The sequence below is a fragment of the Halalkalibacter urbisdiaboli genome (assembly GCF_002156385.1).
Classification (GTDB): domain Bacteria; phylum Bacillota; class Bacilli; order Bacillales; family Bacillaceae_D; genus Halalkalibacter_A; species Halalkalibacter_A urbisdiaboli.
Genome location: NZ_MVJM01000001.1, coordinates 916,402 through 941,487, shown reverse-complemented (window position 1 = coordinate 941,487; position 25,086 = coordinate 916,402). Strand labels below are relative to the sequence as shown.

General features: G+C 38.6%; 21 protein-coding genes. 18 read left to right on the top strand and 3 right to left on the bottom strand.

Annotated elements, in window-relative coordinates; all coding sequences use genetic code 11:
• Positions 1-432 precede the first annotated feature (432 nt).
• Positions 433-1,977: an extracellular solute-binding protein gene (locus B1R93_RS04695; RefSeq protein WP_088102800.1), complete on the top strand. Its 1,545-nt coding sequence runs from the start codon at positions 433-435 to the stop codon at positions 1,975-1,977.
• Positions 1,978-2,004: 27 nt separating this feature from the next.
• Here the strand turns inward: B1R93_RS04695 and B1R93_RS04690 are convergent, their stop codons facing one another.
• Entirely contained in the window at positions 2,005-2,910 is a 906-nt protein-coding gene (locus tag B1R93_RS04690; RefSeq protein ID WP_088102799.1) for a pectinesterase family protein, read from the bottom strand.
• A gap of 353 nt (positions 2,911-3,263) precedes the next feature.
• Here B1R93_RS04690 and B1R93_RS04685 point away from each other — a divergent pair, with 353 nt between their 5' ends.
• From B1R93_RS04685 to B1R93_RS04605, 17 genes are all read left to right on the top strand, one after another.
• Positions 3,264-4,766, top strand: coding sequence for an extracellular solute-binding protein (locus B1R93_RS04685; protein WP_088102798.1), 1,503 nt, complete (start codon positions 3,264-3,266; stop codon positions 4,764-4,766).
• 465 nt (positions 4,767-5,231) lie between these two features.
• Positions 5,232-6,101, top strand: coding sequence for an ABC transporter permease (locus B1R93_RS04680; RefSeq protein ID WP_425348933.1), 870 nt, complete (start codon positions 5,232-5,234; stop codon positions 6,099-6,101).
• Positions 6,102-6,121: 20 nt separating this feature from the next.
• Positions 6,122-6,997, top strand: a complete 876-nt coding sequence (locus B1R93_RS04675; RefSeq protein ID WP_088102796.1) for a carbohydrate ABC transporter permease — start codon at positions 6,122-6,124, stop codon at positions 6,995-6,997.
• 43 nt (positions 6,998-7,040) lie between these two features.
• Positions 7,041-8,153 (top strand): prenyltransferase/squalene oxidase repeat-containing protein, encoded by a 1,113-nt coding sequence (locus B1R93_RS04670; RefSeq protein ID WP_088102795.1) that lies wholly within the window; start codon positions 7,041-7,043, stop codon positions 8,151-8,153.
• 21 nt (positions 8,154-8,174) lie between these two features.
• Entirely contained in the window at positions 8,175-9,431 is a 1,257-nt protein-coding gene (locus tag B1R93_RS04665) for an MFS transporter (protein ID WP_088102794.1), read from the top strand.
• 19 nt (positions 9,432-9,450) lie between these two features.
• Entirely contained in the window at positions 9,451-9,765 is a 315-nt protein-coding gene (locus B1R93_RS04660; RefSeq protein ID WP_088102793.1) for a cupin domain-containing protein, read from the top strand.
• Between the two features lie 9 nt (positions 9,766-9,774).
• On the top strand, positions 9,775-11,241 hold the full coding sequence (locus tag B1R93_RS04655; protein ID WP_088102792.1) for a family 43 glycosylhydrolase: 1,467 nt from the start codon (positions 9,775-9,777) through the stop codon (positions 11,239-11,241).
• A 9-nt stretch (positions 11,242-11,250) separates the two neighbouring features.
• Positions 11,251-12,789, top strand: a complete 1,539-nt coding sequence (locus tag B1R93_RS04650) for a glycoside hydrolase family 28 protein (protein WP_088102791.1) — start codon at positions 11,251-11,253, stop codon at positions 12,787-12,789.
• A gap of 11 nt (positions 12,790-12,800) precedes the next feature.
• Positions 12,801-13,820, top strand: a complete 1,020-nt coding sequence (locus tag B1R93_RS04645) for a dienelactone hydrolase family protein (RefSeq protein ID WP_088102790.1) — start codon at positions 12,801-12,803, stop codon at positions 13,818-13,820.
• 74 nt (positions 13,821-13,894) lie between these two features.
• A complete protein-coding gene (locus B1R93_RS04640) occupies positions 13,895-15,457 on the top strand; it encodes a glycoside hydrolase family 43 protein (protein ID WP_088102789.1) in 1,563 nt (520 codons plus the stop codon).
• A 30-nt stretch (positions 15,458-15,487) separates the two neighbouring features.
• Entirely contained in the window at positions 15,488-16,588 is a 1,101-nt protein-coding gene (locus B1R93_RS04635) for a glycoside hydrolase family 88/105 protein (protein WP_088102788.1), read from the top strand.
• A gap of 104 nt (positions 16,589-16,692) precedes the next feature.
• Positions 16,693-17,235 (top strand): hypothetical protein, encoded by a 543-nt coding sequence (locus B1R93_RS04630; protein WP_088102787.1) that lies wholly within the window; start codon positions 16,693-16,695, stop codon positions 17,233-17,235.
• 5 nt (positions 17,236-17,240) lie between these two features.
• Complete coding sequence (locus tag B1R93_RS04625; protein ID WP_088102786.1) at positions 17,241-17,873, top strand: YesL family protein; 633 nt, start codon at positions 17,241-17,243, stop codon at positions 17,871-17,873.
• 252 nt (positions 17,874-18,125) lie between these two features.
• Entirely contained in the window at positions 18,126-19,730 is a 1,605-nt protein-coding gene (locus tag B1R93_RS04620) for a catalase (RefSeq protein ID WP_245308188.1), read from the top strand.
• 196 nt (positions 19,731-19,926) lie between these two features.
• A complete protein-coding gene (locus B1R93_RS04615) occupies positions 19,927-21,600 on the top strand; it encodes an ABC transporter substrate-binding protein (RefSeq protein WP_245308187.1) in 1,674 nt (557 codons plus the stop codon).
• A 192-nt stretch (positions 21,601-21,792) separates the two neighbouring features.
• Entirely contained in the window at positions 21,793-22,224 is a 432-nt protein-coding gene (locus B1R93_RS04610) for a Dps family protein (protein ID WP_088102783.1), read from the top strand.
• A 129-nt stretch (positions 22,225-22,353) separates the two neighbouring features.
• Positions 22,354-23,757, top strand: coding sequence for an NAD-dependent succinate-semialdehyde dehydrogenase (locus tag B1R93_RS04605; RefSeq protein WP_088103405.1), 1,404 nt, complete (start codon positions 22,354-22,356; stop codon positions 23,755-23,757).
• 47 nt (positions 23,758-23,804) lie between these two features.
• On the opposite strand, the gene B1R93_RS04600 is transcribed toward B1R93_RS04605, so the two are convergent.
• Both B1R93_RS04600 and B1R93_RS04595 read right to left on the bottom strand, forming a co-directional pair.
• Positions 23,805-24,245 (bottom strand): Dps family protein, encoded by a 441-nt coding sequence (locus B1R93_RS04600; RefSeq protein ID WP_088102782.1) that lies wholly within the window; start codon positions 24,243-24,245, stop codon positions 23,805-23,807.
• 99 nt (positions 24,246-24,344) lie between these two features.
• A complete protein-coding gene (locus B1R93_RS04595) occupies positions 24,345-25,010 on the bottom strand; it encodes a B3/B4 domain-containing protein (protein WP_245308186.1) in 666 nt (221 codons plus the stop codon).
• Between the last annotated feature and the right edge of the window lie 76 nt (positions 25,011-25,086).

Below are 25,086 nucleotides of genomic sequence, written 5' to 3'. Positions count from 1 at the left end.
AGAGTGATGATTGTATCTCTTCGGCTTCTTTCTTTATTTGTGTCTTTAACAAATATAATAATCATTTGATTAGATCTCAAGTAGTAAATAGACGGTAACCCTTTAATAATAAGACTTTCGACGAATGACATGAGATAGTGATTATAGGCAAAATCGATAAAAACGAAGTATAGTTGAGCTAAGCCACAGAACAGTCTTGGCCAATAACATTGACACAAAGGAGGGAAAGAATAATGATAACGCTCTCAAAAAATACAATTAAATAGAGATTAAGGTTATCAGAAAATTTTAAGCGCTTACATCTATTATTCTCTCATTGAAATGAGTGGGAAAATAGTTCAGCTTGATAACCATTTATTTTAAAATGTATTTTGAAAGCGTTGTCAACCGAGCTTGTGTTTTTTAAAACTAAAAAAGTGGAGGTTAGTTACAATGAAGAAAACTGGTAAACTATTGTGGGTTTGTATTCTTTCTTTTGTTCTTATCTTAGTCGCAGCATGTAACAGCAATTCAAGCGGTAGCGAAAAGGAACCAAGTAACAATAATGATAGTGACAACACAGAAAATGTTTCTAATGAACCGGTCAAAATTACAATGATGTCAAATCTTCACACTCCCGAAACACCAAACGATAAAATTATTAATATGATTGAAGAAGCTACGAATACGGAGCTTGATATTCAGTGGGTTCCAGATAGTACGTATGAAGATCGTTTAAATACAGCTTTTGCAACAGGAACATTACCACAGGTTGTTCCAATGGGATTCAACATGTTTACTCAATTTAAAGATGCGATTCGCGATGACCAATTTTGGGAAGTTGGACCGTATTTAGAGGAATTCGAAAACTTAAGCAAATTAAATCCTGATATTTTAGAAAATACGAAAGTAGATGGAAAGATTTATTCTTTATATCAAGGTCGTCCATTATCACGACAAGGCTTTATTTACAGAAAAGATTGGGCTGACAATCTAGGAATTGAAACACCAACAAATACGGAAGAGTTTTATGAAATGCTAAGAGCGTTTACTGAAGATGATCCAGATGGAAATGGTAAAGACGATACAATTGGTTTAACGGACCGTAGTGATTTAGTATATGGTGCTTGGAAGACAGTTGCTTCATGGCACGGTACGCCAAATGAGTGGGGCGAAAAGGATGGCGAATTATTACCAGAATTTATGTTTGATGAGTATATGCAAACATTAGACTACTTTAAAGACATTCATAGCAATGGCTATATGAACCAAGACTTCCCTGTAACAAGTAAGCCAGACCAACAGGCTATGATTAAAAACGGTACTGCTGGTGTATATGTAGGTTCAATGCCTGACGTTCAAAGCTTATACAATGATGCAAAGGAATTAAATCCTGATTTAGTTTATGACGTTCAGAACTACGTTGAAGGACCACATGGTGAGTATGGTACTTGGTCAATTCCTGGTTATGGTAGTGTGTTCTTATTCCCTAAATCAGCAATTGCAACTGAAGAAGAATTAAAAGCTATCTTAGGGTACTTTGACCACTTAATGACACCTGAAATTGCGAATCTAATTGTATGGGGTATTGAAGGTGAACACTACGAAGTTATCGATGGACGTGCAGCTGCACTTGAAGATAATCGTGCTGCTATTGATAATGAAGTAAGACCATTAATGTCATTAGAAATTGGTGAGCCTTCAACAAATGGCCGTTACGATGCTTATAGCCACTATGAGGTGAAAGCAAAGGCTGATGAGCTAGTTGTTGATAACGAAGATTACTTAATCTTTGACCCAACGGTTACGTTAGATTCAGATACGTACATTCAAAATTCAGAAACATTAAAACAGATTATTACAGATGCGACTTACAAATATATCCTTGGTCAAATCGATAAAGACGGCTTTAATCAAGCAGTTGAGAATTGGAAGAACCAGGGTGGTAATGATGTAATTGCTGAGTTTAACGCTCATAACCAAGAAATTAATAACTAATTTTTTTAAAGGATGACTCATTAAGAGTCATCCTTTTGCTTGTGACCAGAAAGGTACCTCATTAAAAATGTTCTCAACTGTTAACCTTTCTACTTCTTGAAGGGAAAGTTGTTTAGACCAGTTTACCCTTTCTTCTGGATGAAATCCTGGGCCATCACTTTCGAATTCACCGTAAAACACCGTTTTTTCATTATCTGTATTTCTCCAATTATCCCAGCCTTCGGGGATAATATGGTCTCCCATCCATGTTTGAATAAAGACTGTTTTAGCATATGGTCGCCAAGGTCTACCTAGATAGACACTGTGCTGTTTCGCCTCGGCAGTTAATTTACAATTGAAAAACACAAACCCATGTATAGAATCCGCTGGTGTAGAAGCAGCAGTAATATATCCATTTCGTAGGCTGTGTATTTCACAACGATTGAAAACGGCTGTCGCCGATCCGAAGATAAAGTCAACATGTCCTTCAATATAGCAGTCAAGAAAATAATGTCTCCCTCTTGAAGTGTAAAGCGTATCTTGGTTTCCGAGGCATGCAATATTCTTATAGATACCACGATCACCAGCTACATATAAAGCTACTGCTTGACCAATCCCTTTTCCATAACCAGCTGAATTTTGAATCGTTATATTGTTTAATTGGACATCGTCTGCATGAACAGTCAGTGTTGAAGTGCGAAATGTTCCTAATGGTTTTCCATTTGCGTCAAGCTTCTCTGCATAATCATTATAAGTAATAATCGTCTCATCACGATGTTCACCAATTATTGAAAGGGTTGGTTTAGTATCAGGGATGCACACCTTCTCATGATATATGCCTTTTTTGACGAAAATGGTGACTGGTTTAAGTGGTAAAACTCTTACAGAATCAATAGCTTCTTGAATACTAGTAAAGTTTCCTGTGCCGTTAAGGTCGACTACAATGGTTTCCATGAAAATACTCCTTTCAAAAAAACGAGTTTTGTAAGCAACATTTTAACATAGAAAAAGAAGGGTGAAATCGCTTTAATTGTTAAATAGATAATCATTTAATTGGGTATTCGTTAAGTAGTAACTGTAAATTCCCTACCAGATATAGGGTTTCAAAGCTCTGAACATAGTGATTATTGGCAGAATGAATAGCCAGCCGTATAGTCAATATAGACATCAAGTACCATCTTGAGATTAGTTGAAACTAAAAGAAATTAGATGAGGAGGAGGGTGTCTATTATATAGTTTTTTAGTTTGATAATGTCGGTGTCGATGAAAAAAAGTAAGCTGCTTTCAGAAAACAGGAGGGTTAATTCATGAAGTTTAAAAAGTTCATTTCACTAAGTTGTGTTCTGTCATTAGGAGTTGTCATGGCAGCATGTAGTAATGAAAGTGCAACAAATGAGGATATTGATTTGGATGGTCCTTATAAAATCGAAATGATGGCTAATTTGCATACACCTGAAACACCTAGTGATAAGATACTGAATATGATTGAAGAAAAAACAAATACGGAGCTTGATATTCAATGGGTTCCTGATAGTACCTATGAAGACCGGTTAAACACAGCATTTGCAACTGGTTCATTACCACAAGCGGTACCTATGGGTTTTGATATGTATACAAAATTTAAAGATGCCATCCGTGATGATCAGTTTTGGGAGATTGGACCATATTTAGATGAGTATGAGAACTTAAGTAAGCTAAAAGATGACGTCCTAAAAAATACAATGGTAGACGGAAAAGTGTATGCGCTTTATCAAGGGCGTCCGTTGTCACGTCAAGGGTATATATACAGAAAAGATTGGGCAGATAATTTAGGTATTGAAAAGCCAACAAATACGGAAGAATTTTATGAAATGGTAAGAGCATTCACTGAGGATGATCCTGATGGAAATGGCAAAGATGATACGATTGGTTTAACGGATCGCAGTGATTTAGTGTATGGATCGTTTAAAACAATTGCTTCTTGGTTTGGTACGCCAAACGAATGGGGAGAAAAGGATGGCGAGCTTTTGCCAGAATTTATGTTTGATGAGTACATGGATACATTAGATTACATGAAAGAAATTCATAGCAATGGTTACATGAATCAAGATTTTCCTGTAACAAGTAAACCCGACCAACAAGACATGTTCAAAAATGGTACAGCTGGTGTGTATGTAGGTTCGATGGCAGATGTTATTAGTTTATATAATGATGCAATCGAGCTAAATCCTGATTTAGAATATGATGTTCATAACTACGTAGAAGGACCGAATGGTGAGTTTGGTGTATGGGCTATTCCTGGATTTGGTAGTATAACGTTATTCCCGAAATCATCAGTCAAATCAGAGGCTGAACTAAAGAGAATTTTAGAGTTTTATGACAAGTTAATGGATACGGAAGTTATGAATTTACTAGTCTGGGGAATTGAAGGAGAGCACTATGAAATAATTGATGGACGTGCAGCTAATATTCCTGAAAACCAAAGTGCAATTGATAATGAAGTTCGCCCATTATTATCTTTAGAAATTGGTGAGCCGGAAACCTCTGGTAGATTTGAAGGTTACAGTCATTATGATGTGAAAACGAAAGCAGATGAACTAGTAAAGGATAACGAAAATTACTTAATTCATAACCCAGCAATTACACTTGATTCTGAGACGTATATAAGAAGTTCAGAAACACTTCAACAAATTATTACTGATGCAACCTATAAATATATTTTAGGACAAATTGATAAGGATGGCTTCTGGCAAGCTGTAGAGAATTGGAAAAATCAAGGCGGCAGCGATGTCATTGCAGAATTTAATGCGCACTATCAGGAAATTCAATAAGTAGGAAAAGAGGCTGTGCCAAAGGTTGATTTTAACCTTTTGGCACAGCCTTCATGCAATGAGGCGCGTAGCGGAAAAAGCGATTGCTTTTGAGACAACCTCTTTATTGTAAGGATAGTGTTGGAATAATCTTCATTACCAAAGGTGAAAACCCTTACATCCTATTCGTTATCTAGATAATCATCATCTTAGGTTATCTATAAAAACCCTATAAAATAAAGCCTTTTCAAGCGTTATAACGGGATGATTATAGACGTTATTCGCTTAATGAACTAATCTGTGGATAACACAAAACATCTGTGAAAACAGAAATAACTTTGAAAGAAAGGATAAAGAATATGAAACTTGTAAACTTATTTAGAAAGGGAGATGAAAATGAAAAGTAATCTGGCTACGGATAATACAGAAGTCGTCACGAAAGCTGAGAGAAGGGCCGAGTTAATAAAAAATATTAAGAAGAACAAAATGATCTACTTAATGATATTACCTGGACTTCTATATTTCCTAATTTACAAATATGTACCAATGTATGGACTTATCATCTCTTTCCAAGATTATAAGCCTTATCAAGGAATTATGGGGAGTGAATGGGTTGGATTTAAACATTTTGAACGTTTATTTACGAGCCCGGATTTCTGGATGATTTTTAGAAATACATTAATGCTATTTGCGTTACAGTTACTTATTTTCTTCCCGATTCCTATTATTCTTTCATTGATGTTAAACGAAGTTAGACATATGTTTTTTAAACGAAGTGTACAAACATTAATTTATATTCCACATTTTATGTCTTGGGTTGTAATCGTTTCCATTGGTTATGTCATTCTTACTTTAGATAATGGTTTAATAAATGGAATATTACAGGGACTTGGATTACCAAAGGTTAACTTCTTAATGAATGCTGATTGGTTCCGTCCAATTTATATTTTACAAGTTATTTGGAGAGAAGCTGGTTGGGGAACAATTATCTTCCTTGCCGCTATTGCAGCAGTTGACCCTCAATTATATGAAGCTGCAAAGATGGATGGTGCAAATCGTTTCCGTCAGATGTGGCACATTACATTACCGGCAATTCGAAGTGTTATCGTTGTTCTATTAATTCTAAAAATCGGTGATGTATTAGAACTTGGTTTTGAACACGTTTACTTATTATTAAATGCATCAAACCGTGAAGTTGCTGAAATTTTTGATACGTATGTGTATACTGCCGGTTTAAAACAAGGTCAATTTAGTTACAGTACAGCAGTAGGATTCTTTAAAGGGATTGTAGGTCTAATCCTAGTTATGGTTGCAAATAAACTAGCGAAAAAAGCAGGCGAAGAAGGTATTTATTAGACTTAAAGGAGGATAAAGTTATGGTTGGAGATAGACAATTAGGCAGCCGTATTTTTAACGGTGTGAATGCATTTTTACTTGGACTTGTTGCTTTACTAACAGTACTACCATTTCTACATGTTATCGCAGCTTCGTTTGCAACTGGGGCTGAATTAGCTGATAAACGATTTTTACTTTTCCCAACAGTTTGGAGCTTGGATGCGTATCGCTACATTTTTTCAACAGATACGATTATGAAATCGATGATGATCTCCATTCTCGTTACAGTTGGTGGTACATTATGGAGCATGTTTTTGTCAACGCTTACAGCATACGGGCTATCACGTAGAGATTTAGTTGGTCGTCGCTATATTATGTTCTTTATCGTCTTTACGATGTTATTTAATGGTGGGATGATTCCGACGTTCCTAGTTGTTCAGCATACGGGTTTACTTAACTCTTTATGGGCATTAATTATTCCAGTTTCTATTAATGCGTTTAACATGATTATTTTGAAGAGCTTCTTCCAAAACCTACCTAGCGGGTTAGAGGAATCAGCGAAAATTGATGGCTGTAGTGATTTTGGAATCTTATTCCGAATCGTTATTCCATGTTCGATGCCAGCAATTGCAACAATCTCACTATTCTATGCAGTAACCTATTGGAATACGTACATGCACGCGATTCTATATTTAAGTGATTCATCAAAGTGGCCAGTACAAGTATTACTTCGTCAAATTGTTGTCTTAGCAAGTGGTTTAAACTATGATGGTGGCGAATATACAGATGTACCACCACCAGAAATCACAGTTAAAATGGCTGTTATCGTTGTTGCAACAATTCCTGTATTAATTGTGTATCCATTTTTACAAAAGTATTTTGCAAAAGGTGCACTTATCGGTTCAATGAAAGGTTAAAGAAGGATGTAAATAAGTCTTTAACGACGGAGATGGTGAAAACATGATAGCTGATAGTAAAAAAGAAGTACAACAAAGCTTAGCAAAAATGGAAGCTGTATTTGATGGATTTTTTCAATGGCTGGCTGGACAATATGATCCGGCCAGTGGTGGTTTTTATTATGCAAAGAGCTCGATAAACGATCACCATTTTAAACCGGACATTGAATCGACGGCTCAGGCTTTAAATATTTTACTAAGAAATGATTTAGTAAAAGATATGCCTGAAGCAATGAGAAAGCAAATGGTTGATTTTTTTCAAAGAAAACAAGAGAAGACGACGGGATACTTTTTAGATGAGAATCCTTTAATGAAAAAAGATGAAGTAATGGTCCATCGTGCAATCAATTATTCAACCGGCTCTCTAAATAAGTTAGGGAGCACTCCACTTTTTCCATTACCGTTAGAAGCGAAGTCTGCGCCTGATTATGTAAGAACACCTGAAACCTATTTAGAAAAATGGCGTAGTATCGATCTTCGAAATAGCTGGAGAGGCTGTGACTTACTTGCTACCTCTTGTGTTTATATTGGAGAGATGCCAGAAGACCAGCGTGAACCTTTTCTTCAGGAGGCTATTCGTTATTTAGCTAGCATTCAGGACCCAGAAACGGGGTTATGGGGAGAAGGGAGTTTATATGTAAAGATTTCCGGAACCTTTAAACTTCATACGTTTTATAGTCGTTTTAATATTCCAATGCCAAATACGGATCGAATCTATCAAAGTATCTTAACCTGTTTGCGAACAGAAGAAGCGGTTGATATGTGTTATATTCGTAACCCAATTGACTTACTGTCCTACATGGAGCTTCCGATTCCAGAAGAAGATTTAAAAGAGATTATTGAAATTACGATTGGAAATATGAAAAAGTTAAAGAGAGATGACGGTGGTTTCTCACGTGAGCTTGAACACTCGCCACCGGCACCAAACGTTGCTCAAGTGAAAAAAGGTGAATTTTATCCAGACATGCCTGAAGCCGTTCATTTAGGGAAGGGATTAGTTGAGGGTGATATGAACGCGAGTACACAGGCAACGTTAATTCGGATCCAGTGTCATAAACTAGCTGGAATTCCAGTAAAGCCAATTAAGAATGCACGAACGTTTTACACATTTTTGTAGTGAGAGAAGTGTTTAATTCACATGAAACTATTTCAAGTATCAAAAGAAAAGCGACTCTCAGAACAAGCAGTTATTACGCTTGTTAATCAATCCATCTTTCAATTTGGCAATTCATTATCGTTAATTTTTATTAACTTATACTTGTGGCGCTTAACGAATAGTTTATTAATAAATGGTTTGTTCAATTTAATTGCTCTTCTGTCACAGGCTTGCGGCACGATGCTGATGGGGAAATTCTCAAAACAAAAAGGCCGTTTGACTGCTTACCGTTTTGGTATTTTTCTAACGGCTTTCTTCTATTTATGTATCATTATTGCTCAAGAATCAATTGTTCAATATTTCTATTTGTTTGCACTACTAAAAGGAATTTCGCAAGCGGCCTATTGGCTTGGTTATTTTACATTAGTTCACGAGGTGTCTAATAACCTGAACCGTCATCGTTATTTAGGTTGGAACCAGATTACAATGGCAAGTGCGAACTTAATTGGTCCAGCTATCGCAGGTTATATTATAAGCATTAATAGTGAGTTAAGCGGGTATATTATTGTTTTCTCATTGGCTTTTATCATGTTCTTAATAGCCACTTTAAATAGTTTTCGTATTAAAAAGGAAACCTCGCATCATAAAGAATACTATATGAAATTTCTGCCGCTAATAATCAAAAAGAAACCTAAGTTCTTTAACGCACTATTAGGTTGGTTTATCATCGGTTTCCCTCAAGGGATTCTTATGTATATCCCACCTATTCTACTATATAATATATTACCAAATGAGGGCTTTGTTGGATATATGAATGTCATATTCTTGGCGGCTTCAATTCTAGCAAGCTATGTGTTTGCGAGAATGGCCAATATTGACTCAACAAGAAAATATCTTCTCGTAGCGGCTGTAGGGATGACGGTTTCTTCTGTATTTTTGATGTGGGAAATCGCAATATGGTCAGTTGTATTATTCATGTCGTTCAGTTCACTATTTAAGCCAATCCAAGCGAATACGTATGCCGCTTATTTCTTTAAATGGATTGATGTTATTCCTTTACAAGAAAACTTTCGGGTCGAATCAGTCGTTTTGCGTGAAGCAATCATCAACGTCGGACGTGGTCTAGGGATCGTCGTATTTATGATTTTCTCACAAGAAATCAACACAACGACAATACCATGGATTATCGTCACGGTTATGGCTTTGCAATTACTTATTCCATATTTAGCTAAAGAGGAAAAGAAAGAACAACCAATCACTGTACAACTAGATGCGACAAAAAAAGGAGCATCTTTATAATAAAAAGGAGGAAGATAATATGGCAAATGTAGGAGAATGGGAAGTAGTTAACGAGAAGGTAAAACGTAAGATTCATCAACCTGGAGACAAGTTGATGATGATGGAAGTAGAGTTTGATACCGGTGGGATTGGTGATGAACATAGTCATCCACATGAACAATTTACGTATTGTTTAAAAGGAAAGCTAGAATTCACAGTTGCTGGGGAGAAAGTCATTGTAGAAAAAGGTGATACGCTGCATATACCTAGTGATGTTGTTCATGGTGTTATCGCACTTGAGCCAAGTGCACTTCTCGATACATTCACACCTCTTCGTGAAGACCTATTGAAGTAGGAGGAGTTCATGAACACACAAAACGAAGGAGTAAAACAGGTAAGTAGAGATTTGAAAAATGGAACGTATTTAAATCCGATCCTTAAGGGGAACTACGCGGATCCTTCTATTATAAGAGTAGGGGAAGACTATTATATGGTACATACTTCATACAAGTATGTTCCTGGACTTATTGTTTGGCATTCGAAGGATTTAGTCAATTGGGAACCGATTGGTACAGCCCTTGAGCATTTGAATGGTGATGTTTGGGCTCCAGAGTTTGTTTATTATAAGGAAACCTATTATATTTATTTTCCTGCTGATAAAACGAATTGGGTGACGACAGCGAAGAATCCAAAAGGTCCTTGGAGTGAACCAATTAATCTTAAAACCTCACATATTGATCCGGGGCATGTTGTTGGCCCCGATGGAAAGAGATATATGCATCTATCAGGTGGAAATATGGTTCAGCTATCTGATGATGGTTTATCGGTTGCAGGTGATTTGAAACATGTGTATGAACCGTGGCGTTATCCGGATGAGTGGGAAGTGGAAGCCTTTAGTCCAGAGGGACCGAAATTAACGTACCATAACGGCTATTATTATTTAACGGTAGCCGTTGGTGGAACAGCAGGACCACCAACAAGTCATATGGTTGCGACCTCTCGTTCCAAAACACCGTGGGGGCCCTGGGAGCATTCGCCTTACAACCCGATTATTAAAACGAATTCAAAGGAAGAACGTTGGTGGTCTCAAGGACACGGGACGCTTATTGATACACCGGATGGCGATTGGTGGATGGTGTTTCATGGCTATGAGAATCATCTTCATACAATCGGTCGTCAAACATTACTGATTCCGATTGAATGGACGGAGGATGGATGGTTTAAGGTTCCGGATGGTATGACAACCGAACAACCGTTACCGATGCCAAAAGGGGAAGCGGTCAACCACGGATTTCCAACAGAAGACTCGTTTGATTCAGAAAAATTAGGTCTTCATTGGCAATGGTTTGGGGAACCGGATCGACAACGCTTTTCCATTCAAGACAGTGGATTAGTTGTTCAGGGAAAAGGGGCAGAAAATGCCCCCGCCTCTCCATTGTTATATATGACAGGGGATCGGGATTACGAAACTGAGATAGCTGTTGAAGTCGATGAAGGAGCGAAAGCACGTTTTATGCTTTTCTACGATCCTTCTGCGTATTTCGGACTTTCAGTGTCTAAAGAAGGCGTGCAGCATTTTCGTACCTTTAAAAAATATCGAGTCGAGCCGTACAAAGGGATATCGATTCGCTTAAAAATTCGTAATATTGATAATATCGTTTCCTTTTATTTTCAAGAGGAAGGCAGCGATTGGCTAAAATATGACAAAGTGATCGACTCTTCAGGTTTTCATCATAATACATTCGGAGGCTTTTTAAGCTTACGGATCGGTCTTGATGTGATTGGGGAAGGGAACGCAACATTTACGGAATTTCGATACCGACAATTATAGGGGGACACTATGACGTTTTTTGACATTACTGAATTTGGAGCAAAAGGAGATGCCGTAACGGATAACTCGTCAGCCTTTGCAACAGCTATCGAAGAATGTTCGAAGCAAGGTGGTGGTACTGTGGTGGTACCAGCCGGAACCTACGTAACAGGACCAATCACACTTAAAAGTCATATGACTCTTCAGGTCGAAGCGGGGGCAACGGTTTTATTTAAACATGATTTCGAAGCTTATCCAGCAGTTAAAACAAGATGGTCTGGTTATGAGTGTTACGGGTTTCATCCACTCATTTTTGGCGAGAATTTAACCAATGTTTCTATTAAAGGAGAAGGGACGTTTGATGGCCAAGGTCAAGTATGGTGGGATTCGATTAAAGATTTAAAAGCAGGTAATCCTTACTCATCGGAACGTACAGAGGAAATCCGCCGTTTAAATGCTAACATGAAACTGAAAACGAACTTACTAGAGTGGGATTCTCAATTTTTACGTCCGCCTTTATTGCAGCTTATTAGTTGTGAGAAAGTGACGCTTGAAGGAATTACTCTTCAAAACTCACCTTTCTGGAATACACATCTCGTCTATTGTGAACATGTAAGTGCTAGAGGAGTTACCTTTAAAAACCCTTCTGATACACCGAATGGTGATGGGTTCGACATCGATTCATGTGCATACGTGCGTGTCACAGATTGTCATTTTGATGTTGGTGATGATTGCCTATGCTTAAAATCCGGAATCAATGAGGATGGAAGAAGAATTAATAAGCCAACTGAGCATGTAACGGTTACGAATTGTACGATGAAGGCCGGTCATGGTGGAGTCGTGATGGGGAGTGAAAACTCAGGTGGTATCCGCAATGTGACCGTAACCAACTGCGTTTTTATTGGCACAGATCGTGGCATCCGTATTAAAACAAACCGTGCACGTGGAGCTTATATAAAAAACTTACTTGTTAATAACATCTATATGGAAGATGTGTTCTGTCCGTTTGCGATTAATTCATTTTATCGCTACGGCGTCGATGAAAATGACCCATCGATGACGAGTCCAGAAGCGATTCCAGTTAGTGAGAAAACACCACAAATTGAGCACATTCATATTAGCAATGTGACAGCGAAAAACTGTCGTGCTGCAGCTTCGTTTATTTATGGTTTGCCTGAAATGCCAATCAAGGACGTCTATCTTCGTCATGTGACATTTGAAATGACAGAAGATCCATCTGAACAAGGCGGAGAGCCTGATATGGTGAAAGAAGAAATCATCATGGCTGGTGAAGGGATTTTCTGCAAACACGTGGAAGGTTTAGAGTTTCATCGTGTAAATGTAGAAACACGTCAAGGTCCGGCACTAGCAATTGAGAGTTCGAACGATGTTGAAATCGATAGTGTCAAAATGAAAAAAGTACATGCAAATACTCCTGTTGTTCGACTGAAAGACGTTGAAAATGTGTTTATTACAGGCCGACAAGTACGTGCATTACCTGAGAGCTATGTTAACGTGCTTGAGGGTCGTAACAAAGATATTGACGTGAATGGGGCCGTGTTGGCTTAGGAGGAATAACGATGTGGTCACCTGATTTGTTTATGAAAGAGATTTACGATGGAACGATACGAACCGTTGAGACCGTAGATGAGAACTCTAATAGACAATTAAGAAAGCAATTTCATCGAGTGTTAGGGGAGTTCCCTATTACTCAAAAGGATTTTGATGTGGAAGAAATAGAGAGAGTGGAGTTTGACGATTTCACGCGAATTCGGATTGAATTAACAACGTTTTCTTCTTTACGAATGCCTGCATATGTGTTGAAGCCAAAGGATCAATCACAAAGCAAAAGGCCCGCTGTGCTAGCCTTACATGGACATGGATACGGAAGTAAAGAAATTGTAGGATTAAATCCGGATGGAACCGACAACCTTCATGAAAAACCCGGCATTCATAAAAACTTTGCGGTAGAGCTCGTTCGCCGAGGGCACATTGTGCTTGCACCTGAGGTTATTGGATTTGGAGAGAGACTATTAACGAGAGACGAAAATAGCGAGGCCCCGCCAAATCATAATTCGTGTTTTGGGCTAGCAAGTCAACTATTACTCGTTGGCAAGACACTCGCTGGTTTACGGGTGGCTGAATGTCAGAGGATGATTGATTACTTAACTGAATTACCTGATGTTGATTCTGAAAAGATTGGAATAATGGGGCTGTCTGGAGGTGGACTTGTCGCTGCCTTTACAAGTGCTGTCGATGAGAGGATAAAAGCAACGGTCATTTGTGGATATACGAATACATTTAAAGGGAGTATTATCGACCGAAGCCACTGTCTTGATAACTATATTCCAGGTGTGTTGCAGCTAGGTGAGATGCCACGGCTCATTGGATTAATTGCACCACGACCGTTATTTATTGAATCTGGGAAGGACGATCATCTTTTTCCGATTGAAGAGGTTAAGGTGGCGGTAGAGCAGTTGAGAAATACGTATCAAGCATTTGAGGCAAATGATGTATTGGATACACATTACTTTTCAGGCGGCCATGAGGTAAGTGGAGAGAAATCGTATGATTGGTTGCGAGACCAATTAAGAGCATAGAGATATCAGTGGAGAGAAAAAGAACGGATATTACGTAAGTAAAAGATTTTATAACTAAGGGAAGAGGTGAAAAGATGAAGAAAACCAAAGATGTATGGAAGGCTGATTTAGGAGATGGCACATTTCAAAATCCGATCATTCATGCCGATTATTCGGACCCAGATGTTATTCGTGTCGGAGAAGACTTCTTCATGGTTTCGTCGAGCTTTAATATGTCACCTTGTTTGCCTTTGTTGCATTCAAAAGACTTAGTTAATTGGAAGATTGTCAACCACGTCAGTGAAACATTCCCTTATGACCGTTACAACAAACCTCGTCATGGTGAAGGTGTATGGGCACCAAGTATACGTTATCACGCCGGAAAGTTTTGGGTCTTTTTCGGTGCACCTGATGAAGGGATTTTCATGAGTCATACCGAGGATCCGTTTGGTGAATGGTCACCGCTTCATTTAGTCAAGGAAGTAAAAGGGTGGATAGATCCGTGTCCATTTTGGGATGACGATGGCCAGGCATATTTAGTGAATGCATTTGCAAGAAGTCGAATCGGATTTAAACATATTTTAAATATCGCGAAAATGAAACCAGATGGAACCGCCTTACTTGATGAAGGAACCTATATATTTGATGGAACAGAACACCACCCAACAATTGAAGGACCAAAAATGTATAAACGAAATGGCTACTATTATATTTTTGCGCCAGCAGGTGGAGTGACGACAGGGTGGCAAACGATATTACGTTCAAAAACTATTTACGGTCCCTATGAAGATAAAATTGTCCTTCATCAAGGGGATACAGACATTAATGGGCCACACCAAGGCGGTTGGGTTGAGCTCGAGTCAGGAGAGTCTTGGTTTCTCCATTTTCAGGACAAAGATGCCTATGGTCGAATTGTTCATATGCAGCCAATGACATGGGAAAATGACTGGCCAGTAATGGGCCACAATCAGAATGAGGATGGTGTAGGTGAGCCTGTACTCACGTGGAAAAAGCCAACTGTTGAGTCTGTACAAAATGAGATTTTTAATCCACAAACGAGCGATGACTTCGAAGGGGAGAAATTGGGCTTACAGTGGCAATGGCGTGCGAACATTCAGCACAGCTGGTATTCATTAGGTGAAAAAGAGAATCACCTTAGATTATTTGCAAAGGAATTACCTGAAGGTGTCGAAACATTTTATGATACACCTCAAATATTGACACAAAAGTTTCCTGCTCCTGCTTTTACAGCTACAAGCAAAATGGAGTTTCACCCGGAAGAAATGGCCGACGTCGCGGGATTAATTGTTGTTGGTTTTCATTATGCGGGTCTTATGGTCAAAAAGGGAGAAGACGGGTTACAGCTTGTCCATTTTAGTGGTGAACAAGATGATGATATAACAGCGGAACGAGAAGAAGTTGTTAAAACGATTGACGCTGAAACGTTTTACTTACGTGTAGATGTTACCGAAGAGAAGGGGAAAGCTAAATGCCAGTTCACCTTTAGTGTAGATGGAGAATCTTTTGAGAACGTTGGCGGCCCCTTTACCGCAACGATAGCCCGCTGGATCGGTGCTCAAGTCGGGATTTTCTGTCTAAACAGAGGTAAGCAAACTAGCAAGGGCTTCGTTGATGTTGATTGGTTTAACGTTCAATAGAATGTATAAATTGAAAGGATGATGTTTAGTATGAGTACAGCAGTAAAAGGAAAAGTAGCATTAGAATGGGCAGAAAAAGCTTGTCAAAGTTTAATGAAAAAATATGAGCCTGTTAAACTACCACCGGCCGATCGTTGGCACTACCATCAAGGGGTTTTTCTATGCGGTGTTCATAGTGTGTGGCAAGAAACAAAAAATGATGAGTATTTCGCTTATTTTAAAGAATATGTTGATAAGCTGATTGATGAGGAAGGGAATTTCTATTTTGAACGTGACCAGCTTGATGCGATCCAGCCTGGGCTTCTACTTCTTCCTTTATATCAATTGACAGGAGAAAAGCGTTACAAGGTTGCAGCTGAGAAACTACGTAACCTATTAAAAACAATCAATAAAACATCGGAACAAGGTTTCTGGCACAAGGATAAATATCCATATCAAATGTGGCTAGATGGGTTGTATATGGCTGGTCCGTTTACACTTCAGTATGGTCAGCAATTTGATGAGCCAGAATTAGTTGATTTGGTTTTATATCAAGAATCATTAATGAGAAAACATACAAAGGACGAAAAATCAGGTCTTTATTTCCATGGCTGGGATGAAAGCAAAAAAGCGCCATGGGCGAATCCTGAGACTGGCGCTGCACCTGAAATTTGGGGCCGTGCATTAGGCTGGTACGGGCTTGCGGTTGTTGATATTATCTCGTTACTACCAGAAAATCATCCGAAGCGCGCGGAATTAATCACTGTGATTGAGGATTATGTGAAGAGTCTCGTAAAATATCAAGACGAAGAAACAGGATTATGGTATCAAGTTGTTGATAAAGGAGAGCGTGAAGATAACTGGTTAGAGACTTCTTGCACAAGCTTATACGTTTATACGATTGCTAAAGCAGTAAATGAGGGCTATATTGATGAATCTTATTTCGCAGCTGCCAAAAAAGGCTATGAAGGGATTATTAATCATAAAATTGAAGAACAGGAAGATGGATCACTCTCACTTACCGGCATTTGTATCGGAACGTCGATTGGCGTTTATGATTATTATGTAGAAAGAGAAACGAGTGAGAATGACCTACATGGTGTCGGAGCTTTTGTTTTAGCAAGCATGCAAATTCACAATCATAAAGGATAATATCGAGACCTTCTTCTAAATTTTACCTTGGAAGACGAGAATCCTAGATTTTTCGTCTCCCAAGGTATTATAATTATAGTAGCAAAAGAAGAGAAGGTGAAAGTATGGTTTGGAACTGGAAATATGCTTTAGTCGTCGTCGTTTTCATTGCCCTTAGCGGATGTAGCAAACAAGAGAGGGAAACCTTTGATATATTTTTCTATTCAGAGCTATCAAGTCAATTACAAGAAGATACGAAAGAGCTTGTTTTCGATAGTGTTCACGGGCTAGGGGAAGAGGATGTTCAATTGTTTTTTCATCCAACGGTGCTTGAAAAGATGATTGTCGATATTGTTGCTCATGAAGGGGATGTTTTTGTCGTTGATCAGGCATTAATTAATGCTGCATTTGATGAGGAAGGGCTTATCCCTTTGGACGGAATTATTGATGAGGCCGATTTAGAGTCAATTCCGACTCAATATAAAAGTGAAAATGATGAAACGGGTGACGTTCATGTTCATGTTCTGCCCTTAGATAATGATTCGCTGTTATTACGCCATCTACAGGTCGAAGTGGAGGAGCAGCTGTTAGCATTTGTTCCAATTTACAGTGATAATCAGGAGCAAGCTTTACAGTTTTTACAGCATGTTTCTAAGAGAGAGGAGTAACTGCAATGGAAATGAGAGGAATCATGGGTGGCTTCTATCGGATCAGTATTTGGATCGCTAGATTCGCCTACGTTAATGTCCTCTGGGTGCTCTTTACTCTAATGGGACTTATCATTTTTGGGTTTATGCCAGCAACAGTAGCTGTTTTTACGATTACTAGAAAATGGGTACTTGGTGATTATGAAATTCCGGTTTATCGAACATTTTGGATGGAATATAAAAAGGAATTTGTTAAATCAAATGTAATTGGGATCGTGTTAATGCTATTAGGAATAATCCTTTATATTAATTTTATGTTTGTGCAAGAACCAGGAACGATTATGCTTGTCGTTCGATATTTCTTGTTAATTGTAAGTCTTTTCTATCTTGTTATGGTTTTATTCCTTTTTCCAACCTATGCAACTTATGAATTGCGAGCTCCCGTTTTGTTGAAAACAGCCCTTTTATTAGGACTAGCTTATCCACACTATACTCTATTCATGGTCGTAGGAGTTTTATTATTGCAAACGATTCTCATGTACGTGCCAGGGCTTATCCCTTTTTTCACTGTGAGCGTGCTGAGCTACATTTTAATGTGGATTGGTCAGAGAGTATTTAATCAAGTAAAGAAAAAAGAGGAAGCATTCGAACAAAGCTGATTTTAAAGGGCCTGTCTCAAAAGGGGAAATGGCTCCGTTCGTTACGCGCCTGTATGAGGAGCAAACCGCTCCTAACTACACACATTACTTCGGAGGTGTCCCAAATGGATTGGGGCACCTCCTTATTTGTGTTAGAAATAGCATTACGGTTTGTTAATAGAGAAAATGTGAATTATTGTTATTGAATAATTTGGAATAAATTCGTCGAAAATGGAGGTGTACATTTATTCCCTAAAAGTAGGAGTGAAATCATTGAGTAAAAATGAAAAGGATCTGAACTCTCGCCCAAAAGCAAAATCTGAAGAAGAAACGTTAACGAATCGGCAAGGTCATCCTGTTACAAATAATCATAATGTTCGTACCGTTGGGAATCGTGGCCCAACAACTCTTGAAAATTATGATTTTCTTGAAAAAATCAGTCATTTTGACCGTGAACGTATACCTGAGCGTGTCGTACATGCACGCGGTGCAGGAGCTCACGGTTATTTTGAAGCTTACGGAACAGCTGGTGACGAGCCGATTGCAAAATATACTAGGGCAAAACTATTCCAAGAAAAAGGGAAGAAAACCCCTGTTTTTGTGCGCTTTTCAAGTGTAGTGCATGGTGGTCACTCACCAGAAACACTCCGTGATCCACGTGGGTTTGCGGTCAAGTTTTATACCGAGGACGGGAACTGGGATTTAGTCGGAAATAATTTGAAAATCTTTTTCATTCGTGACCCACTAAAGTTTCCAGATTTAGTTCATGCGTTTAAGCCAGATCCTGTTACGAACGTACAGGACGGTGAACGGATTTTTGACTTTATTTCAAATACCCCTGAAGCGATGCATATGATCACATTCTTATTCTCACCTTGGGGAATTCCAGCAAATTATCGGATGATGCAAGGTTCTGGCGTGAATACATATAAGTGGGTAAACAAAGAAGGGAAAGCGGTCCTCGTTAAATACCACTGGGAACCAAAGCAAGGAATTCGCAATTTAACACAAGAACAAGCGGAACAGGTTCAAGCGAAAAACTTTAACCATGCAACACAAGATTTATATGAAGCGATTGAAAATGGTGATTACCCTGAATGGGAATTATTTGTTCAAATCATGAGTGATGATGAACATCCAGAATTAGATTTTGATCCACTGGATCCGACAAAGCTTTGGTATAAGGATGAGTTTCCTTGGATTCCTGTTGGTAAAATGGTGCTCAATAAAAACCCGGAAGACTATTTTGCTGAAGTGGAACAAGCTGCTTTTGGTACAGGTGTAATAGTAGATGGACTTGATTTCTCAGATGATAAGCTTCTGCAAGGAAGAACGTTCTCTTATTCAGATACGCAGCGGTATCGTGTTGGTTCAAACTATTTACAGTTGCCAATTAATGCTCCGAAAAAGCATGTTGCGACGAATCAACGTGGTGGTCAAATGGAATATCATGTAGACAAAGGAAAGAACCAAAATCCTCACGTCAATTATGAGCCTTCTGTTTTAGGAGGTTTAAAAGAAGCGGAAAATGGTGGCGAAGAATACACACCTCGTATTGAAGGTAATTTAGTACGAGAAACGATTGATCGTCGAAATGATTATGGACAAGCAGGAGAAACGTATCGTCGTTTTTCAGATTGGGAACGGGATGAATTAATTAAGAATTTAGTGGATACATTGAAGCCGTGTGATCAAAAGATAAAAGATATCATGGTGAATCATTTAATGCAATGTGATAAGGATTATGGGACTCGCCTGAAAGAAGGCTTAGAAAAAGCTAATCAAGCAATGCCTTCTCAAAATCCAATCGGTTCTGATGATGCACAAAAGGCAGTACAGCAGGCAGTAGAGCTTAGTCAGCCTTCAGATCCGTATTAATCTTTATTTTAGGTATTCTTTAGTCAGGGGACTAGAGAATACCTTTTTTATTCACGCAACGTCTTATGATGTTTAGTTTTTTAAACTTGGACTATAGTTTTTAGGGTCCTGACAACGTATCAGTAAACTATATAATGAAAGGGCTTACATGTAAGGGTTTTCACGTGAGCGACACAATATGAGAGGGGTTGTCGATTTGTTAAAGAAAAAAAGTTTATTCTTTATTTTTGCCCTATTACTCTTTGTCATTGTAGGTTGTACTAGTAATAATAGTACGACGGAAGAACCAGCCGAATCAGGAGATGACGCAACAACAGAAGTTGATAAATCACCGATTACGTATACGTATTTTGATGCTGGTAGTGCTGGAAACGATATTGAAACAAATCAAACGCGAATCGGTAAAATTTTTGAAGAAGAAACGGGTGTGAACTTTAGAATTGAACATCTGGTTGGTGATATGAATACAAAAATTGGGACAATGATTGCAAGTGGTCAATATCCGGATCTTCTTTCACCTGATGCCGCAATTGATAAAGTCCTTGACGCAGGAGCATTTATCCCATTAAATGATTTACTTGAGGAACATGGTCCAAACCTATTGGAAGCTTACGGTCCTCATTTAGATGCTATGAAAAAAGAGGATGGAAATATTTATTACCTTCCTTTTTCAGTAACAAAGGACTATATTCCAAACCCCAATATTGACCAAGGTGCATTTTGGATTCAACGTGGAGTTCTAAAGGAATTTGGCTATCCAGAAGTAAAAACACTTGATCAATATATGGACCTAATTGAGCAATATGAAGCAAAATATCCACAAATTGATGGAGGCAATACGATCGGTTTTACAGCTTTAACATATGATTGGAGATTTTTTGCTTTCTCTAATACACCAATGCATTTAGCAGGATATCCGAATGACGGTGAAGTGATAGTTGATATGGAAACGCATGAAGCAAAGGTTTATGCTAACAGTGATTATGCAAAGAGATATTTAAAGAAGCTTAATGACTTAAATGCTAAAGGACTTTTTGATAGAGAAGCCTTTGTTGCAAACTATGATGAGTATTTAGCAAAGCTTGCCTCAGGTCGTGTGTTAGGATTTTTTGATTATGGTTGGCAAGTAAACCAAGCACTCGTTAATTTACAAGATGCTGGTGATGATGATCGTCGTTTTGTCGCTTTACCAATTACGTTTGATGAAAACATTAAGGATCAATATTTGGATCCTAATTCATTCATCACAAACCGTGGTGTCGGGATTACAGTAAGTGCAAAGAACCCAGAGCGTATTATTCAGTATTGGGATAATATGATTAAAGAAGAGAATCAACGTTTAATCATGTGGGGATTTGAAGGTGAGCATTACGAAGTCGATGATAATGGCCGCTTCTATCGCACAGCGGAGCAAATCGAACAAGTGGCTAAAACAGAGTATCAGGAAGAATTGGGCATGGCTTATTTCGACTGGAGCTGGCCGCGTCTAAATGGAACGTTCTCTGATGGGAATGCTGTTGAACCAAGAAGACAAGCAGAGGTTGCTCGTGCTGCGTATACAGACGGCGATAAAGTTCTTTTAGAAAAGTACAATATTGAAGTATTTGCTGATTTATTTGCAGAGCCAGAAGAGCGTCCGTGGTACCCGACGTGGAGTGCAAATGTTGAGCAAGGCTCACCAACGGATTTATTTGCTCAAAAAGCAGGGGATTTAAAGAGAAAGTATTATCCAATGATTGTTTTAGCTTCTCCAGATGAGTTCGAGAGCAAGTGGGAAGAGTTTGTAACTGAGTATAATAAATTGGATATTGAAGGATATGAGCAATTCTTTACAGAGGTTGTTGAAAAGAGAATAAATAATGAATGGTAAAAAGAGCGGAAAGAGAGTGTGCAATGCCACTCTCTTTTTTTGTGTTTTTTTAGAGTAAGTAAAGAGGAGCTGGTGTAATGAAGATCGATGCAAGAACAAGGTTACTTGAATTTAAATTATATTAGTTATCTATTGATAATTATTATAATTAAGATTATAATAGGATTATAGAAAAAAAGGGAGTGAATCTTCATGACTTTAAAACAAGCATTAAACAAGCAATTAGCAAACTGGAATGTTCTAAATACAAAGCTTCATAACTTTCATTGGTATGTCAAAGGACCTGATTTCTTTACGCTGCATACTAAGTTTGAAGAGTATTATACAGAAGCGGCAGGCTATATTGACCAAATTGCCGAACGAATTCTTACTATTAAGGAAAGACCTATTGCTACACTAAGTGAATATCTTGAACTAGCAACGATTCAAGAGGCAACGAATAATGAAAGTCCTGCTGATATGGTTAGAGCCATTGCTGCAGATTTTGAACAAATTATTAATGAATCGTCGGAATTAATCCAAATTGCTTCTGAACAAGAAGACGAGTCAACTGCTGATATGTTTATCCAAATCAAAACATCACTTGAACAACATGTTTGGATGCTAAGAGCATATTTAGGATAGCCTTTAACGTTCCCTCACTTAAGAGAGGGGACGTTTTTCCGTTATTGTAAAGGCAATTATAGAAGGGGATTAGAAGAGAGAAGGCGAAAAAGTAGTTAACTAGAATGAGAGAGGAGAATCAATGTGGAGATGTTAATTAATGGTCAATGGATAGGTGGCAATCTTCCAGTTATAGAGGTTATTAATCCAGCCAATGGTGAATTAGTAGGAACCGTTCCAAATGGTCGTACAGATGAAGCTATTGCAGCTGTTGATGCGGCTTACGCTGCTTTTACAGACTGGTCACAAAAAACAGCTGGAGAACGTAGTGCAACTTTGATGCGATGGTTTTACTTAATTCAGGAACATGAAGAAGAAATTGCGAAGCTGATGACGAGAGAGCAAGGAAAACCTTTGAAAGAAGCACGGGGAGAAGTTGCATATGCTAATTCTTTTATTCAATGGTATGCAGAAGAAGGTAAGCGGGTATATGGAGAAACGATTCCTGCTTCGGCTGCAAATAAACGGCTTTTTGTGCAAAAGCAACCTGTTGGCGTAATTGCAGCGATTACTCCTTGGAACTTTCCGGCCGCTATGATTACAAGAAAGGTTGCGCCTGCTTTAGCCGCTGGGTGTACAGCCGTTGTGAAACCAGCAGAACAAACGCCATTAACAGCTCTGCGAATTGCAGAATTGGCTGTTGAGGCTGGTTTGCCAAATGGAGTGTTGAATATAGTGACAGGGGATGCGAGAGGAATTGCTGAAGCTTGGCAGCAAGATGAAAGAGTTCGGAAGCTAACGTTTACTGGCTCAACGGAGGTTGGCAAATTACTTATGAGTGGGGCGGCTCAAACGGTGAAAAAGATTTCACTTGAATTAGGTGGACATGCTCCGTTTATTATTATGGATGATGCTGATCTAGATGTAGCTGTCTCACAAGTAATAGGCTCTAAATTTCGTAATGCAGGCCAAACCTGTGTTTGTGCAAATCGGATTTATGTCGCTGAATCAATTGAGGAGGCGTTTTTAGAGAAATTTGAAAAGGCTGTTCATGCGTTGAAACTAGGAAACGGATTAGAAGACGGAGTGGAAGTTGGCCCCCTTATTGATGAAGAGGCGATAAAAAAGGTGGATCGACATATTAACGATGCGAAGCAAAGAGGAGCTAAAATAAGATTTGGTGGTAATCATGTAAAAGGGCTGTTTTTTGAACCGACCATTATTCATAACGTAAAGGATGACATGCTTTGTATCCAGGAAGAAACATTTGGCCCATTAGCACCTGTCCTCACTTTTAAGACAGAGGAAGAGGTTATCGCGCGGGCCAATAATACACCGTATGGATTAGCTGCCTACATAATGACTCGTGATATTGGTCGAGCGATTCGTTTAAGTGAAAAGCTTGAATATGGAATTGTTGGTGTCAATGATGGGTTGCCTTCTGTGCCACAAGCCCCTTTTGGTGGTTGGAAGCAAAGTGGGATTGGACGCGAAGGAGGACATCATGGCTTAGAGGAATATTTAGAGGTCAAATATATATCTGTCGCGTTCTAGTTTTACGCTAGGGGCAGAAAATAAGAAAAGCGGCATAGCCGCTTTTCTTATTTCAAAAATGAACGTAGCATCCAATTATGTTTCTCTAATGATTGATGAATCGCTAGAAGCATGTCCGCAGTTGTTTCATCACCAAGAGCATCAGCTGCTTCCATCCCTTCTTTTAGCTCGTCAATAAGGATGTTAAAGTCGTCTACAAGTTGTGAGACCATTTCTTCAGCTGTCTGCTTTCCACTTGCCTCTGAAATGGAAGCTGTTTCTAAAAACTCTTTCATCGTAGCAACAGGACTTCCCTTTAGTGCTAAAAGTCTTTCTGCTAATTCATCGATATGTGTCGAGGCTTCGTTATATAATTCCTCAAATTTTGTGTGTAGCGTAAAGAATTGTGGCCCCTTTACATACCAATGAAAGTTATGAAGCTTAATAAACAGTACACTCCAGTTTGCAATTTGCCTATTTAAAATGCCGGAAACTTTTTCTTGACTCACGTACCTTCCTCCTTTAATGGTTTCATTTTACTAATTCCCTATTAGAAGGAAGAATAAACACAACTAAAAAAATAGTCAGTAAGGAATTCTACTATAGAGTTAAATGATATCGCTCGAAGCATTTCCACCATGTATTTGCGTAAACATTTTTGCTACGGCCTTCACTAACTGCTCTGCTTCTTCTTTCGTCATTGAAGGACGTAGATAAAGAATGTGAACGGCATTGGTCGTTGTAGGGGTTACACTAGTTCTTAGCGAATCAACGATCGGGCTTCCGAAAGGACCTTGTAAGTCGGATGTGATGAGTTTTCCCTCAAGTGAGTTTTCACGTCCATTTATACCTTCGTATGCTTCATGTTGTCGACCAAGTCGTAGGCTGATATTTCCATCAATTAAATCTAAATCATAAATACCGAATGGGATTTCGTATTGCAAGGAAAAAAATGTATTCAAATCGACTGCAGAATGGACAAGCGGAAGACTATCCCCTTTTTTTATTCGTCGATAAAGCGATTCGACTGAAGGGCGATATTTCGATGGTGAGATATGAAAAGCTTTAAATACTTCTCTCCATTCGGCAATTCCTTTAAACTCAGATAAGTCTTTTGACTCAAGCTCAACTTTTAATGTTTCTTGAAAAAATTGTAAACGCCCCTTTAACATTTGTGGAGAATCGCTAATCACGATATCATGATAAGTAATAAGGCCAAGCTTTAATTTAGGTACGACAGAAGAAATAAATGGATCGATTTGGATGTGAACCAATGTTTTGCGCCTCCTCCGTTAATTTCTGTTTATTTTAGCATAAAAAAAAGAAAAGTTTGAAGAAAGGTGATGGGCT